At 35.9% G+C, this 14,411-nt stretch carries 11 protein-coding genes; 5 read left to right on the top strand and 6 right to left on the bottom strand.

Annotation, left to right across the window (positions count from 1 at the left end):
* Positions 1-108 precede the first annotated feature (108 nt).
* Positions 109-696 (top strand): uracil-DNA glycosylase family protein, encoded by a 588-nt coding sequence (locus I8T81_RS09755; protein WP_191011619.1) that lies wholly within the window; start codon positions 109-111, stop codon positions 694-696.
* A 10-nt stretch (positions 697-706) separates the two neighbouring features.
* Here the strand turns inward: I8T81_RS09755 and I8T81_RS09750 are convergent, their stop codons facing one another.
* Positions 707-2,272, bottom strand: coding sequence for a phospholipase D family protein (locus tag I8T81_RS09750; RefSeq protein ID WP_100192906.1), 1,566 nt, complete (start codon positions 2,270-2,272; stop codon positions 707-709).
* 413 nt (positions 2,273-2,685) lie between these two features.
* Between I8T81_RS09750 and panB the strand changes: the two genes are divergently transcribed.
* Together panB and I8T81_RS09740 are read left to right on the top strand one after the other, a co-directional pair.
* Positions 2,686-3,477 carry a 3-methyl-2-oxobutanoate hydroxymethyltransferase gene (gene panB / locus I8T81_RS09745; protein WP_191106298.1) on the top strand — a complete coding sequence of 264 codons (792 nt, stop codon included), beginning with the start codon at positions 2,686-2,688 and terminating at the stop codon, positions 3,475-3,477.
* 308 nt (positions 3,478-3,785) lie between these two features.
* Positions 3,786-4,253 (top strand): hypothetical protein, encoded by a 468-nt coding sequence (locus tag I8T81_RS09740; RefSeq protein WP_049065054.1) that lies wholly within the window; start codon positions 3,786-3,788, stop codon positions 4,251-4,253.
* 113 nt (positions 4,254-4,366) lie between these two features.
* Here I8T81_RS09740 and I8T81_RS09735 read toward each other — a convergent pair whose 3' ends face one another.
* Positions 4,367-5,527 carry a catalase family protein gene (locus tag I8T81_RS09735; protein WP_198071001.1) on the bottom strand — a complete coding sequence of 387 codons (1,161 nt, stop codon included), beginning with the start codon at positions 5,525-5,527 and terminating at the stop codon, positions 4,367-4,369.
* 183 nt (positions 5,528-5,710) lie between these two features.
* Between I8T81_RS09735 and I8T81_RS09730 the strand changes: the two genes are divergently transcribed.
* Positions 5,711-7,582, top strand: a complete 1,872-nt coding sequence (locus I8T81_RS09730; RefSeq protein ID WP_198071000.1) for a non-contractile tail sheath protein — start codon at positions 5,711-5,713, stop codon at positions 7,580-7,582.
* Positions 7,583-7,809: 227 nt separating this feature from the next.
* The gene (locus I8T81_RS09725; RefSeq protein ID WP_198070999.1) at positions 7,810-8,919 is read left to right on the top strand and encodes an S-(hydroxymethyl)glutathione dehydrogenase/class III alcohol dehydrogenase; all 1,110 of its coding nucleotides are present in this window, start codon (positions 7,810-7,812) and stop codon (positions 8,917-8,919) included.
* Between the two features lie 53 nt (positions 8,920-8,972).
* Here the strand turns inward: I8T81_RS09725 and I8T81_RS09720 are convergent, their stop codons facing one another.
* The 4 genes from I8T81_RS09720 to I8T81_RS09705 all read right to left on the bottom strand — a co-directional run bounded on the left by I8T81_RS09720 (position 8,973) and on the right by I8T81_RS09705 (position 14,406).
* Positions 8,973-9,926 (bottom strand): DUF4882 family protein, encoded by a 954-nt coding sequence (locus I8T81_RS09720; RefSeq protein WP_198070998.1) that lies wholly within the window; start codon positions 9,924-9,926, stop codon positions 8,973-8,975.
* A gap of 114 nt (positions 9,927-10,040) precedes the next feature.
* Entirely contained in the window at positions 10,041-11,057 is a 1,017-nt protein-coding gene (locus tag I8T81_RS09715; protein WP_191029159.1) for a fimbrial protein, read from the bottom strand.
* Entirely contained in the window at positions 11,054-13,612 is a 2,559-nt protein-coding gene (locus I8T81_RS09710; RefSeq protein WP_077169888.1) for a fimbria/pilus outer membrane usher protein, read from the bottom strand. Before I8T81_RS09710 ends, I8T81_RS09715 begins: the two co-directional genes overlap by 4 nt.
* Positions 13,613-13,671: 59 nt before the next feature.
* Complete coding sequence (locus I8T81_RS09705) at positions 13,672-14,406, bottom strand: fimbrial biogenesis chaperone (protein ID WP_004701631.1); 735 nt, start codon at positions 14,404-14,406, stop codon at positions 13,672-13,674.
* Between the last annotated feature and the right edge of the window lie 5 nt (positions 14,407-14,411).

Genomic DNA, 14,411 nt, shown 5'->3' with positions numbered 1-14,411 from the left:
ATGGAATAACTTAACGTTTTGATTAACAGAATTTGCATTTATTGACTCGTGATTAATCTGAAAATGCGTTAAGTTATTTATAAACTTTGAAGTAAATACTGATTTTTTATGATAATTGAGATAGAAACCCATCCACTACAACCATTTTTACCTGAAAATGCTCGTTTACTAATGCTAGGGAGTTTTCCACCACCTCGTAATAAATGGAAGATGGATTTTTATTATCCAAATTTTCAAAATGACATGTGGAGAATTTTTGGCTTAATCTTCTTCCAAGATAAAACCTATTTCTTAAGTGAAAATCAAAAAACATTTAATGAAGAACGTATCCGAGAGTTTTTAACTGAAACAGGTATTGCTATTTTCGATACGGCTTATCAAATTAAACGCCTCAAGGGTAATGCTTCCGATAAATTTCTGGAAATTGTGACTCCAACGGACTTGGCTGCTTTACTTCAGCAAATTCCTTTATGTCAAACGATTATGACGACAGGCGATAAAGCCACTGATACCTTAATTTCGGTTTTACCTGAAAATACGGAAAAACCTTTAATTGGGACATCGACATCAACCTACTTTGCAGACCGAGATATTCATTTATATCGGTTACCATCTTCTTCTAGAGCATATCCTTTGGCACTTGAGAAAAAAGCAGAGGCCTATCAACAATTCTTTAATAAAATCGGATTCTTGTAATATTGAAAAATTACATCATCCATTCAATAGGCAGGTAAGAAACAGCTTTAATCATTGTTCGTTGAAAGCGGCTAGTTCCCGGGTCTTTATTATATTCAATCACTTGCCCATTCGACTGGTAATCGAGCCAGACAATTTGTCCTTCACTATTTAATTTCAGTTGATAGGCCACTTGAGTTAAGTGTTGATCTAACATAACGGAAATTTGGGTTTGTAATTGATTAGACTCAATCACTAAGCCAACTTCGGTATTTAAATAGGTAGAGCGGGGGTCAAAGTTAAAAGAACCAATAAATACTTTGCCGTCTACATCAAAAAATTTAGCATGCAAACTGGATTTATTTTTACCTTTTGCCGGAATAACGCTACCCGTTACGATTTCGTACCAAGTTCTACGCCGCCGTTCTAGCACAGGTTTAAACTCATAAAGCTCAACACCATTTTTAAGCATTTCTACGCGGTATTGACTATAAAAAGCATGTACGATCGCAACATCATTGGCGGCAAAAGAGTTGGTTAAAGCGCGAACTTTGATTCCTTCAACTCGTAGTTGTTTTAAGTAATATGTACCTTGTTGGGTTGGTACAAAATAAGCCGAAGCTAATTCTAAATGCTGCTTAGGTTTACCCATAATAGACATGACTTGCCCATATAGCATTTCATGTTCAGTTGCTGTTCCTAAAATCTTCTTGGGTGAGTCTGCCACAAAGTGTGCTTTAGACCACTGAATAGGATTATGCTCTAAAAGCTCTTTTAAATAACTCTGGGCATCATAAAGCTTATCTTCTGTAAGGCTTTGGCCTTCATGATGTAATTGTTCATAATGCTCTCTTAGAGCTTTTAAATGATGCTCAGCACAAGTTCCAATAATATCGGTTGCATTTACACTTAAGGTACTTTCCCAAAAATCAGTAAATACAGCTTGGGCATGTCTTACAGCATCTCCATAGAACAAAATATCCATATCAGTAAATTGAAACTTACTGCTTGCTTCAAAGTATTCACTACTAATATTCCTACCGCCTGTTACTGCAATAGTGGCATCCGCAATAATAAGTTTATTATGCATGCGGTGATTCACTTTTTTGAAGCGAAAAATATAATCAAATATTCTTAAGTATCTAAATTTATAAGGATTAAAGAGTCTGATTTCAAAGTTAGAGTGCTGTAAAAGACTTCTTAATATGCCATCAAGCTTTATACCGTTTTGATCATCAATTAACAGTCGAACTTTTATTCCTCGATCTGCCGCTTTAAGTAACTCATGCAGAATCAGGTTACCTACAAAATCATTAGTCCAAATATAATATTGTAGATCTATGCTTTCCTTGGCATTTCTAATGACATATATACGTGAGGCGATACTCATAAATGCATCATCGAGGGCTACAAAGGCGGTAAGACCCTGACGCGTTTTTTCTTCTGCTGCATCATCATTCAACCAGCTATTTGTCTTTATCACTATATCTTTCTCATTAGGATCGTATCTATCTGTATAAGAAGGTAAATCAGTAAAACCCCAAGCACTTAAGGCCATAGTACTATATTGCTCGTACATCTGATGAAATTTAGTCATATATTTTGGTTAACATTACCAATTTGACTATTTTTTGCATATTTTTATGAAACTAAAAAGAAAGTGAAAAAAATAGAAGTGAAGCTTATCTTTTACGATGTTAAAAATATATCTATATAATTAATATATATAATTTTTTTAATTAAATCTCTTTAAATATTCAAGTTGAATTTAATAGTTGTAAAATAAAAAATTTAAAATAAAAGGGTGCATAATCCTTTGATAATAATTCATAAATTAAGAAAAAATCGTAATTATATTAATCAATATAATAAAGAAAAATAAATTAATTTTTATCTCATCTTTAGAAGATTTTTCTAATACTGTTATCTTATATATTATTTTTTGGTAAATTTTACCTTTCAAAAAAGACTAACCTTTAAATCCTTCTTTAAAGATTAGAATCATTAGCTATGAAAACGATAACTTTAACGACATTAAAAGCTATGAAAGAACAAAAACAAAAAATAGCTGTTCTGACTTGTTATGACTCTACCTTTGCTAAGGTCGCAAATAATGCAGGAGTAGACGTTTTGCTAGTTGGAGATACTTTAGGTATGGTATTACAGGGATATGACAGCACTTTACCTGTAACAACTGAACAAATGGTATATCACACTGCTTGTGTTAAAAGCGGAAATACTAACGCATTTATTATTTCTGATATGTCATTTATGACCTATGGAACGCTGGAAGATGCGCTAAAAAATGCTGGCCTTTTAATGCAAGCCGGAGCACATATGGTAAAAATCGAAGGAGATTCATGGCTTGCTGAATCAATTCATAAATTAACTCAAAATGGCGTACCTGTATGTGCTCATATTGGGTTAACACCTCAATCTGTAAATGTTTTGGGTGGATTTAAAGTTCAAGGTAAAACTGAAGACCAAGCAAAAAATTTAATTAATACAGCAAAGCATTTAGAAGAAGCTGGAGCAGCAATGCTGTTGATTGAATGTGTACCTTCTGTTGTTGCAACACAAATCAGTCAATCGGTTTCTATACCAGTGATTGGAATTGGTGCTGGTGCCGATACAGATGCTCAAGTACTGGTCTTACATGATATGTTGGGTTTAAACGATAAGCCTGCAAAATTTGTGAAAAATTTCATGGAAGGACAATCAAGTATTGAGTCTGCTATTAAAGAATATGTTAAAGCTGTAAAAGAAGGTTCTTTCCCAAGCGAAGCACATCAATATATTTAGAAAATTGATTTAAACATAAGGGAAGATAATCAAAAGTTCAAAAATGATTATCTTCTTTTTTTTAAATTGATGTAGTTAAGTATTTTGAAAGCTGCTATTACCAACACTAAAAATTTATTGTTAAAAACCGAGACATACCACTTCTTCAGTGTAAATACTGTGAATTATTTATCACTAGAATTTCACAACTACACATTAATTACATTTGGATATTTAAGAATCACAAGAAAACACATGTTTTGTATCATACTTCTTTAAAAGGCTGAGTAAGCAACCGACCAAGAAGGAAGGTAAAAAGGAGATAGGACATGCCCCAATATTTGATGATTGCTGAAAAGGTTTATAAACGATTTAAAGATCAAGATCTTTTTTCAAATATTCCCACCGAACAACTAAACAACTTAATAGCAGTGATTCGTAAAGAAATTAAAGACACCAAGTTTAAGCTTAAATATAACTTCATTGATTTTGAAGAGTGTCTAACCAAACCACTAGATCAGTGCGCCGTTAAAATTGATATTAGTTTGATGCCTAGTTATAAAAATAAAGATGAGTATATTTTATGGCTAGCAGGATTCATTGAAAGAATCACTACTGGTGGAGAAACTAGACTTCCGTCTATTTCAAAGTTAATTCCCCCAGATTTTAAGTTTAATAGTGAGTTTGACCACTATAAAAATTCTTCAGAAACTGCACAGACAAATGATGATGGGGAACTGATCATTAAGTACTTTAAATCGGAAGATTTTAAAAAAATGGTAAAAGAAAGAAAATAATTTAAAGAATATAGAAGTGTTTCCACCACACTTCTATGTATCGCTGTTAAAATTCAGCAACCGCCTTCTGGGGCGGTTTTTTTATTCAAATTTTTTTAAGTTGAGCTAATTTTTCACGGTTCTTGACGTGGAGCAGAATTCATCTCATGTCTAGTTCTACTTATATCTTCGTAAATAATTTTACGCATTCTATTTATTCCACCTAAAGGCTTATGCTCAGGTAAAGCATGCCACGGCGTAAAAGAGAGATTTTCACAAAATTGATTTTGTTCAGGTGTATCAAAGCTCTGTTTTGGTATATGAAGGGTCGCAACTTGGTAAAAAGGTGCGTCGGTTTCTTTCCACTCAGACATTGCATCTTCAACTTGCATTTTATTTGAAGTTCTTGGCTGTATTAAAAATTCCATACAAACATCTTGCTTCTGCAAAGTATCTTTTAAAGCTTCTCTTAAAAAATTATGGCTTGGATGATCAGGGAAAGCTGGGGACACCGCCGAGCAATTTCTTATTGAATATTTAACAGCTTGACGGTCATTACCTAATCCTAATTGATAGGGCACCATAGACCAGTAACGTGCATAGAGTGGATTGGAAATTTTAGAATTACGAGCTCCTAAAGCATTGATTGTTCCTTTAAAACCTAGGGCAAAAGGAATGTGGAGTTTATTAAAGAAACCCTTATTGTTCACATCATGAATAAATGAAAGATATCTTTGACCGTCATTTACAAAAAAGACTGGATGATTGATCATGATAAAATCTTGAGTTGTCGCTTCCTTTTCACTCTCTAAAATTTTGTCACCCGGTACACCTAAGACTTTTATAGCCATGCCGCGGGCATCTTTTTCAATATCTGCTTGAGAAGCATCGTTAGATGCATTTGAAAAGCGAATCCATGCCTCATAGCTTTTATCGGGAACAAATACACCTTTTGCAAGTTGAGTTGGAATATTTTTAAGTACATGAAACTCTGCACGAACACAGCCATGTGCTTTAGGATGTGCATCTCTTAAGGCTTTGCCGGGTGAGTATTCTTTTCGGATAGATTCTTCAATAACTGTGGATATTTGCTGAGCCACTAACTTTTCATTTGGTTGCAGTTTTTCACCCAAGTATGCATCTGGCTCAGGATAAGAGTTTGCAATACTTGAAGAAATAACTGTGGGCTTATTATTTTTATGAAATGCTGTATCACTGCAACCACTTAATAATGATAAAGCTGGAGTCAAAAGTAACACTATTCTAAAGTGTCCTAACCGAGAAGGATTTGGCATTCATTGCTCCTTATTGCAAAGTCCACTTTAGAACTAAAATAATGTGTTAGGTTCATATTATTTTAATAATGATAATAATTATCTACTCTTCGTAGATTAAACTCAATTGTTACTTATCCAAACAATATAAATAAAATAATTATTTAATATAAGACTTCTTAAAGCCATTAAGAGCATTATGACATGATAAATAACTCACAAAATGTACAAAATAATTCTACGGTTTCTCCTCAACCCATTACTCAAAATATACTTATTGACAGGTTCAGTCCAAGCTATTGGACAATAGATGGCCCACAAAGTATGTCTTTTGCTATTACCAATTATGGCAATGGTTTTGAGGCAACTTTCCGTTCACGTATGACCACAGACTTAGCAGGTATTAGTTGGAACTCGTATGACACTAAGGATCATAAACTTTTAGCTTATGAAACCAAGTATAGCTATTCAGGCGTGATATGGGACTTTGACATTGAACTGTCATCCTCTATGCCTGTTTTAAATAATGAGTCATTAACCCCAACTCTAACTGTTTACTATAACGACACTGGGGTAGATAAAATCGCGTATATTGTTCTGTTCAACTACGCCAATAATCCATCTTCAAGATCTGCTCATATTCATATTAATTGGGATACAGTTAAAGCAGGTTTCTCAGCTACAGACAGCTTTCCAATTACAAATATTCAGCGAATTTCATTTTCAGCGTTTACGAGTAGCTATAACGCCCACTCATCTTTGCCCTTGAGTCAGTCAGAAGATGGTTATATTCGTATTACCAATTCAGTCGTTACTGGTACAAATGCACAGTTAAATCTAAGCCGAGTGATTGTACCTCAGCATAATTATGGCTTATGTACTAGCTATGACGACCATTACGATCTGAATCCACAGCGAATAGTAGATAACATGGCTGCTTTGGGATATCACGGTTTTATTAATCATTACTGTGGTATGTCACATTATCCTGAAATGATCTGGAGAAGTGATATTAATAGATTCCAGATTCCAGACACACTCGTTACAGGACAAGATGTCGTTAACCCATGTACCCGTAAATGGCATGAGAAATATGCTCAAGCTCTGCATAATGCAAATATGCAACCCGTTTTTGGGGTAAGTTTTGAAATGTACTCCTTAGGAGCAAATGAGTTTTGGGCACAGCGCGACTGGAATAGTAATTTGGGTAAAACAGGCTACCAGCCTCCAAGTTATTTCTTTAGTTTATGTGATCAAAATGCTTTGGCATACTTACACAAAGTTTTTATTGAGTTTGCAGATACCTTGGTGACGGGCGGGTGTGATGTCAACATGCAAATTGGTGAGCCTTGGTGGTGGTACAACACGGATACGAACTTACCATGTGTCTATGACTATCCAACTAAGTTAGCTTTTAATGCAGATACAGGTTTATATGCGCCGGACTTGGGGACAATTTATGATGCAATGAATAAGACTGGAACGCCGTACGATGAGTTTAAGTCATGGTTACGAAATAAATTAGGACAAACATGCCAAGATATTCGAACAGCGATTAAAGCAAAATATTCAAATGCTCAAGTGTGTCCATTAATCTTTTTCCCATCTATCCGTTCTCCAATACAGACCTTAGCAACTTATATCAACTATCCAAGTGAATACTATTCTTATCCAAATTTTGATTACATCATGACGGAAGCCTATGATTGGCTTTTAGAAGCGAAACTAGATTTAGCTCATCAGGCTGTTTCACAAATACCAACTCAAGATTTAGGCTACCCTGTAAATAAAGTGGCTTATTTATCAGGATTTGTACCAGATGCATCTATTGCTTATATCTACGGATTCGATAAAAACAAACCATATCGTACACCGATCTGGCAACGGATTTTTGGAGATATGCAAAACAACTTATCGCTTGGTCTGATGAAGCAGTTTATCTGGGCATATCCGCAAGTGATGTTTGACTCGATTACGATTGATACTACTCAAGCTCCAAATGGCTTTTTTGTTGAAAATACGCTATATACACCTATTAGTGATAACACACCATATCCACCAGATATTTACCTATAAGTAAAGATAAGCTGTTTAATATATAAACAATTTAATCAGAAGCCTCTTAACATAAGAGGCTTCTTGTTTTTGAAAAACATGCTTGCCTAGACGTGCTTGACTGGCTATGCTGTGATGGATTGTCATGAAAGCCAATTTAATTTAAGCAAAATTAAGCTCTTGTATTACCAATATATAATCTATTTTGCTCGACTATAAATACCGAATGATTTAAAGGAACCCCAAAGATGAAATCTCGTGCAGCTGTCGCCTTTGCCCCAGGAAAACCTTTAGAAATTGTTGAAGTTGATGTTGCACCACCTCAAGTAGGTGAAGTTCTCATAAAAATTACCCATACAGGGGTATGTCATACCGATGCTTTTACACTATCTGGTGACGATCCTGAGGGTGTTTTCCCTGCGATTTTAGGTCATGAAGGCGCAGGTGTCGTAGTTGAAGTGGGTGAGGGCGTAACAAGCGTTCAGCCGGGTGATCATGTTATTCCTCTTTATACTGCAGAATGTAAAGAATGCTTATTCTGTAAATCTGGAAAAACAAACCTATGTGTTGCTGTACGTGCTACACAAGGTAAAGGTGTAATGCCAGATGGAACTACACGTTTTTCATATAATGGTGAGCCGATTTACCACTACATGGGTTGTTCAACTTTTAGTGAATATACAGTAGTTGCTGAAGTATCTTTAGCTAAGATCAATCCTGAGGCGAATCACGAGCAAGTTTGTTTACTTGGATGCGGCGTGACGACTGGTATTGGCGCCGTGCATAACACAGCAAAAGTACAAGAAGGTGACTCGGTTGCAGTATTTGGCTTAGGTGGTATTGGCCTAGCTGTTGTACAAGGTGCACGTCAGGCAAAAGCAGGACGTATTATTGTAATTGACACAAACCCAGATAAATTTGAACTTGCTAAACAGTTTGGTGCTACAGATTTCTTAAACCCAAAAGATTACGATAAGCCTATTCAGCAAGTGATTGTAGAAATGACGGGCTGGGGTGTAGATCATTCATTTGAATGTATTGGTAACGTCAATGTTATGCGCTCGGCTCTAGAGTGCGCACATCGTGGTTGGGGACAATCGGTTATTATTGGTGTAGCGGGTGCAGGTCAAGAAATTTCGACACGCCCATTTCAGTTAGTGACAGGCCGTAAATGGTTAGGTACTGCTTTTGGTGGTGTGAAAGGCCGTACACAACTTCCTAAAATGGTCGAAGATGCGATGAAAGGTGAAATTCAACTTGAACCATTTGTGACTCATACTATGCCTCTACAAGACATTAACGAAGCTTTTGATTTAATGCATGAAGGTAAATCAATTCGTACTGTTATTCATTTTTAAAAAAGAAAAAGGGCTGTGATTCAGCCCTTTTTTATAACTTATAGTTTTATATCTTAGAGGGCATTACCACACATGTCAGTTGTGCCTTGAGGATAGCTAAACTGTAGCGCATTACGGTCAGTAATGAGTTCACTAGATAGTTCATGACCAAGTAAGTGTTCTGAAAAAACACCAGCACTATTAGTTATCATGAAACTAATATTTTCCAATGGAGCAGGTAGCTTCGACGTATAACCTAAATCAACTCCATTTAAAATAAATCCTACTTGCTTAGTAGTTTGATTAATGTATATTCCTAGACGTTGATAATTATCAGTATTTAAATATAGTTTTCTAGAATCATAGTAACTATAAATAGGACCATTCAGATTGCTAAGGCGATAAGTTAAAGAGTAATTTATATTGGGAGGAATTTTCTTAAAATCAGTACTATAAGCTCCTGAATTAAAACCATAATGTAATCGAACTGTGTATTGATTGTTTGTAGTACCTGTTATAAAAATAGTTGATATATAGTTGGACTTATCTAACTCTATTACGGGAACCTTAAGTTCCATTTCTAATGCAATAATGCCTTTTGTAGGTAATAAAAAATCACCTATATCATTTGTTGAATTAAGCTTATTCTTACTTTCGGCCACATATTCTATATAGGGATATTGATCTTTAGGAATTGGATCAATGATAAAACCAAACTCTTGATCTTTGATCAATGGAAATTTTTTGATAGGAGTATCCTCTTCTATATTTTGCATATTCCATAAATCAAAATCTTCTTGATCGGCATCAAAATTATATTGGCAGATTTTACTATAAACAGGCTGTGCCTTTTCAGTTAAGGAGAACTTAGATAATTCTTTCTGATTAGCTAAAAATGTTTGAGGCATTATTGTACTATTTGCTGGTGCTGTAATAGATAAATCATCTGAACTCAAACTAGTATCAGCGTACTTTGCCGCCCATATGAACATAACTATACTAATGCCCAATATACTCATTTTTTTCATAATTATTCCTAATAAATATAAAATTTAGAAAGTTTTGATGAAGTAAAATCTATAGTTAGTTTTTTATAGTTTTTATTTTAAAATTTTATTCTGTTTAAGAGCGATCAAATATGATTAATCATATTCGATCGTTACAGTTGCCATTGCACGAACTTTACCAGCAGTCACATTTGTTGATGTTTGATAATAGCGAGCAGTCATCGGTACGTTATATTGAAGCGTCTGGTTAGAAGTCAAAGTACCTAAGGCCAATTTATCGCCTTTTTTAATGACTTGATTTTTATTTTGATAGTTCCACAGTAATTGTACCCCTACACCATTTGCTTTTTCAGAAGCAGCAGCTGTATTTGCTAAAACCTGATTATTTGTTCCATCTTGAGTAAAATCGTAAGTCAAACTAATAAGATTTTTCTCTTCATAGCCAGTAGGGTTAATACCACCATTACATAGAATGTTCATATCAAATGTTTGTTCACCTTGAGTTGAACCAACGCCTTTGAAACCAGCCTTTGTAACTGTAGGAAGCTGTACAACCTTATTGATATTACCTTGGATTTCACATGAAGATGAAGCAATCGTAATTGCATTACCATAAACAGTACTCGTTAAAAATGGGCGATCCATATTGCCATTAACATAATAACGGCTATATAAACCCGGAACCAAAGTACCAGAACCGGTCTGAGTAGCAGTTTTTACGATCTCAACAACAAAATAACCTTGAGCAAGGTTATAAGTAGTTCCAGGAGTCAAACTACGGGTATATGGATAGTATCCAGAAAAGTTAGTAGCATTTTCAGCTTCACGATATAAACGGATACCGATACCAGGAATATTTGTAGAATAAATACTATTTCCTAGAGAACTTAATGGATAATTTTGAGTTAAGGCAGCTGTAATGGTATCGCTATATGAAGTACAACGTAATGTTGAACCATTTGGATTAATAGGAAAAGTTGCTTTTGTTAGAACTTTGCCAACCGCGTCACTTGGACGTACTACGACTCGGCCAACAGCCATTGAAATATCAACAGTTGTAAAACCAGAACTAAGTGTACAGTATGCATTAGCTTCACCATACACTCCAAGACCGGCAGTAAATAGAGCACCCGTTAATAATATTCTTTTCATTTGCAGACAGCCTCAGTCATTACCACGCTTTGTTGCTTATTTTGCAACTGGTTACTCACATTGTACTCAACCGAACAACGCTCATTGCTTTCATCACCCCATTTTACATAGAGGCGATCTTGAGCTTGTGGGGTACGTAAGTAAATCATACTACCTTGTGCAACAATACCTACAGCTTCGTCTTTTTGGTTAAAGACTTGTGCTGCAAACGGCAAGCTGTTGCCATCTACAGTTTTACTATTAATATAAACTGCATAACCAGTTTTGGTTGCAAAGTCCACTTTAGCAATTGCACCAGCAAACGGTGCAATTCGTTGACTCGTTTCTTCAAGTTCTACTTTGCTAGACATTTCTTGAGGATCAAGCGTAATGTCATTAAGACGGTAAGGAGTAACATATGGGACTACTGCATAACCCGCTTTGTTAATACTTAGACCCACTGTATTGCTTACTTTTGCTCCTGCTGCTTCAGGTGCGTGAACAAGTACCATCGTTTGTCCTTGTTCAGGGCCAAACAAAACACCTTCTGAATGGGCAACAACACTACCGCTTAAGCTCACCATCGCTTGCTGATAAGAGTCAGCTACGCTATAAGAACCACCAACAGTTGTATAGTTGGTACGATAACGACCATTTACGTTAAATGATGGATTTGTATAGTCTTGATGCGACATAGAAGCACCATAACTAAAGCGATCACCCACCATACCACTTGCACCCACTGTACGACTATCTTCAGACGCAGTAATGTTGACATTGACTGAATTCTTTTTAAAGTTCATTGGGAAAGATAGTGTCATCAAGTACTGAGTATCACGTGATTGAGTGTTTGAACCATATTCAACTTGACGGTTAATCGCAGATAAACCATAAGTTAAACCATGGTAATTATTGCTATAACCAACTTGATATTGTTTAGTGGTTTCACTACGGTTCCAATAATCGACCCATGAACCTACCATGTAGAAGTTACCCCAACCTTCAGGAAGACCTTGGTTTAAGGTAATTTGGAATTCACTACGTTGGCGACCAGCAGCGTAAGTATTGATCCCTTTGTCTTCTAAATCTCGAATAAGCAGGGCATCACGTAATTTATAGAAGTTTTCTGTTGAGTAGCGATAAGCTGCAAGTGTTAAATTTGTATTCGTTGGAGAAATTAACTTGCTATAACTTAAACGGAAACTTTGACCTGATTGTGAAGCTTGTTTTTCAAAGTCCGCTTCAGAGTGAGTAACGTCAAATGCAACAGCACCAATAGGGGTTGCAAAAGCAGCACCTAACAATAAGGCTGTATAATTTTCAGAAGCTTGAATTCCAGTATAACCCGTTAAGTAGTTGTTAATACCTTGTTGATATTTACCTTGAACTACCCAAGGATTAAGATCAATATCACGATCACGGAATTGACCGACTGTTAATGAGTAACGGTTCACACCGGGACGTAACATCTGTACAACAGATGCATAAGGCACAGCAAATTTTTGTATTTCACCATTTGCTTCAATAACAGTAACTTCAATTTCCCCACCAAAACCAGTAGGGTATAAGTCGTTAATTTCAAAGTTACCCGGTGCTACTGTTGTTTGATAAATTAGTTGACCTTGTTGGCGAACTTCAACTTTTGCGTTGGTTTTCGCATTACCACGAATACGTGGAGCATACCCCAACATACTGTTCGGTAGCATTCGGTCATCACTTGAAAAATCGATACCACGATAACCATAAGAGTCAAATACTTCGCCGTTGGTAAAGCTATCACCAAGTGTTAAAACGCCGCGATATTTAGGGAATGCTCGCTGTAAATAAGTACTGGTTTCTTCGTAACTTGATTTAGACTGATTTTCAGCAGGAGTGTCTTGCCATTGCCACTGACCATTATGACGTAATTGCCAGCCGGCTAAATTTAATCCGGCTGTAATCCCCATAAATGCATTTGACGTTTCACTTCTATCGTTAGAATTAGTAAACGTTTTATAAGCACTACCATTATAAGATAAAAAGCCTGCATTAATGCCACGATCCCATACACTTGGGTCAACATAACCTTGAGCATTTTTTTGTAATGCGACTTGTGGAATTGAAATATCTACACGTAAGCGAGAGTTATCAAACTCATAAAATGCGTTTTCTACCCATTCTTCGATTTTGTAACACGTATTATTTTCTTTTTGAAGCGGAGCATGCTTAGATAAAACCTCTTGCTTTACGCCGTATTCAAGAAGATTCATTCCTGTAAAGCAAGTTACAGCATTTTGTGTTGGATCTACTGCTTTAAACACCATGCGACGTTTACCAAACCATTGACCATTTACATATACGTCAACGTTATATTCGCCTGGTAAAACAGGATTACCGTATTTAAAACGAGAAATATCAACTTTTTTGGCATCGCCAATTAAGAAAGCAGAATCAAACTCAGCTTCGACAGGAGCACTCGCAGCTGTTTCTTCAGCGTGCACGAATACAGGCATTGTCATTGTAACAACGCCAGAAGCCAAGTAATAACAAATATGGCGTTTTAATAATTTATAAGATTCTTGCCGTTTTTTTGGCATAGCTAAGTCCGCCTACTCACATAATAGGTGCTTAAAATTTATTAAAAATATAAATCTGATTATTGAAGTTTTATCGTGTGTTCGACTCGACCACCGTAGTCATTCACATTAATAAAACTCATATCCTGAACATTGCCATTCTTAAGCTGAACGGATGCATCAGAAAAAGGCTTAACCATTAGCCCTTCAGGTAATAAATCAACTTTTTTATCACCAACTTTCTGAAAAATAGAAGTCATTGTGATATGAAAAGGTGTTGGATTTTTTACCGTTAAGTTTTGACCAGATTTAACCCATTGAAGCTTATCTGCTGCTAAGTTCGCGTCATCTTTAATCGAAGCTGGACGATAGAAGAATTTAATACGTGAGCGAATAGCTAATTGCAGAAAATTATCAGGTGTCGTATCTGCACCCTTGGAAGTTGGTCTTGGTGGAATATCCAAAACGTTCAACCATAAAACTGTTTCTTGCTTCTGATTTAACTGAGAAGCAGTAGGTAGGGCAGTAATACGAAAAGTCTGACTTTTGGTTGCTTCAACACGAGAAATTGGAGGAGCAATCATAAAAGGAACTTTTGATTGATCCGGAGTACTTTTTGGGTCGCCTTCATCAATCCAAGCTTGAACAAGAGCTGGTTTTGAACCGTTATTGCTAACTTGTAGCGTCACTTCACGAGCATCTGATGGATAAATTACACGAGTGCCATGAATTACAATTTCTGCATGAGAGGCAGGTGCGGCTAGCGCTGAAGCAAATGCCAAACCTAACAAAAAATTATAACTGTTCAATTTCATTTCTG

It is taken from the genome of Acinetobacter seifertii, from assembly GCF_016064815.1.
GTDB lineage: Bacteria > Pseudomonadota > Gammaproteobacteria > Pseudomonadales > Moraxellaceae > Acinetobacter > Acinetobacter seifertii.
This window is presented reverse-complemented; position numbering and strand designations above follow the sequence as displayed.